3 protein-coding genes are annotated in these 1,631 nt (G+C 53.2%); all 3 read right to left on the reverse strand.

What is annotated here, in order from left to right:
* Positions 1-155: 155 nt before the first annotated feature.
* From LG204_RS14020 to LG204_RS14030, 3 genes are read right to left on the reverse strand one after another with little or no spacing between them, the layout of a single operon-like run.
* Positions 156-365 (reverse strand): major capsid protein, encoded by a 210-nt coding sequence (locus LG204_RS14020; protein ID WP_230337909.1) that lies wholly within the window; start codon positions 363-365, stop codon positions 156-158.
* Positions 352-735 (reverse strand): hypothetical protein, encoded by a 384-nt coding sequence (locus tag LG204_RS14025; RefSeq protein ID WP_230337910.1) that lies wholly within the window; start codon positions 733-735, stop codon positions 352-354. The genes LG204_RS14020 and LG204_RS14025 overlap by 14 nt, the downstream gene beginning before the upstream one ends.
* Positions 722-1,600: an inovirus Gp2 family protein gene (locus tag LG204_RS14030; RefSeq protein WP_230337911.1), complete on the reverse strand. Its 879-nt coding sequence runs from the start codon at positions 1,598-1,600 to the stop codon at positions 722-724. The genes LG204_RS14025 and LG204_RS14030 overlap by 14 nt, the downstream gene beginning before the upstream one ends.
* Positions 1,601-1,631 lie beyond the last annotated feature (31 nt).

A 1,631-nucleotide genomic window follows, 5' to 3' on the forward strand; every position in this document is an offset into this window, starting at 1 on the left:
CAACGTAAGAGCGATGAATATCAGGCGGAGAAAATTAGCCATAGCGCCCCCAGATAACCCATCAAAATTAACCAGCCTTCCATGTTCCCTACCCCCTTAAGTAAAAAGGCCCGGAGGGCTTAGAAGCTCCGGGCCGATTGGTCTTGATCCTGGGATTAACCGCCACGGACCATGCTGTATACCTTCTTGATGGCCCATACCACCAAGATGGCGCCACCGATTGCAGCTACCGCCACTTCACCTTCACCGATTTTTTCAGTGACGGCGGAAACGTCGATGGCGGCTTGTGCCTGGGCAGCAGCCAAGGTCATACCTACCGCCAGATACGCGGCAACTTTGCGGGAATACAGGTTAACTTTCTTCATGTTGAGACTCCTTTTGTTTAAGTAATGAAATGAGGACGCGGAAAACCGCTCCGATTGCCCACAGTAGCGCTATGGCAGCCGCTAGCTGTTGACCCTGTTCGACTGTCAGGGACCATGCCCCGGCGGTCAGTTCTTGTGGCTGCGCAATGAGGTAAACGCAGTCTGAAATTTCGGTGGGTTGTGGGCTGGCGATCTGGTATTGGCCTGCCCCGATATCGGTTAAGCATTCGGCGGCGTGGGCGTCTGTCATGCCCCAGATAAAGGTGAGGAATCCACCGAGCAATAAGCCCACGATCAGCGCCATGGCATTGACCTGGTTGCGCGATAGATGGATGGAGGCGATCCGCTGTAGTGAGTTAAAGGCTTTCACTGATCGAACCTCGCAATATGAGTATGTCCAGGTCTTTCGTGGCCCATATCTGATAATCAAAGACGCCCATTAAATCGGCGATGCCTAGCGTGTGTTTTGTGGCAACGGGGAACGTCTGTTCTTTATGGATGGCGGCGAATGCGCCCAGGTATTGGCGCATGACCTTGGGGGCTGGTATGCCCCGGCTTGATTTATAGCGGCGCTCGCCCAATTCGCGGCTATGGGCAAATGTCTTGCTGATGTATTTGCTTAGGTAAGCGGCGAGCTGCAAGCAGGTAAAAATCGGCGATTGACCGGAGAAGCGCTTTTTACGGTAGCGCACATTGATCTGGCCTTTGGTGTTCTCGCCTGCATCGTCTGCATTGCCGCCGATGGCGATATACCAGCACTTGCGGAGGTGGTGGACATCCTGTTTACCGACGCAGGCGACGTGCATATGCAATGCGCCGCGCTCCTGGTATTCCTTGACGCCGACATAGAGCCAATCGGGATATTTTTCGCGAACGAGGCGCACGAAGCGGGTAAAGTCTTCGTTGAGTTTGTCGCTGTCGGTCATGTTCTCGCGATAGACGAGCGTCAGGAGGTGATCGGCCCCGATGGACTGGATGAGAAAGCGGACTTTTTGTCTTGCGCGGCGTTCGGCGCGGCGGAGGTTTTCTTCTTGAGAGGCTTCGATTTCCTCTTCGGTTTTTTGGCGTGGCAAGCCCCTGATCCCATGAGAGCGGGATTTCCGTAGCTCTTCCATAAAGTTGACGCGCCTTTGTATCATTTCCACCATTCCTGAGGCGAACTCCCTGATTGTTAAGTGATAATCGGGGAGTTCCGTATATACATGATCCTGATCTAGTGCTAAACTTTTACCCATGTTTTAGCCATCCCGAACTGGTTAAAATGTA

Source organism: Methylovorus menthalis, from assembly GCF_020523625.1.
Lineage (GTDB): Bacteria > Pseudomonadota > Gammaproteobacteria > Burkholderiales > Methylophilaceae > Methylovorus > Methylovorus menthalis.

What these genes read in the sequence shown, in the direction of transcription:
- LG204_RS14030 (WP_230337911.1), bottom strand. Translation starts at nt 1,600, where the DNA reads ATGGGTAAAAGTTTAGCACTAGATCAGGATCATGTATATACGGAACTC.
- LG204_RS14020 (WP_230337909.1), bottom strand. Translation starts at nt 365, where the DNA reads ATGAAGAAAGTTAACCTGTATTCCCGCAAAGTTGCCGCGTATCTGGCG.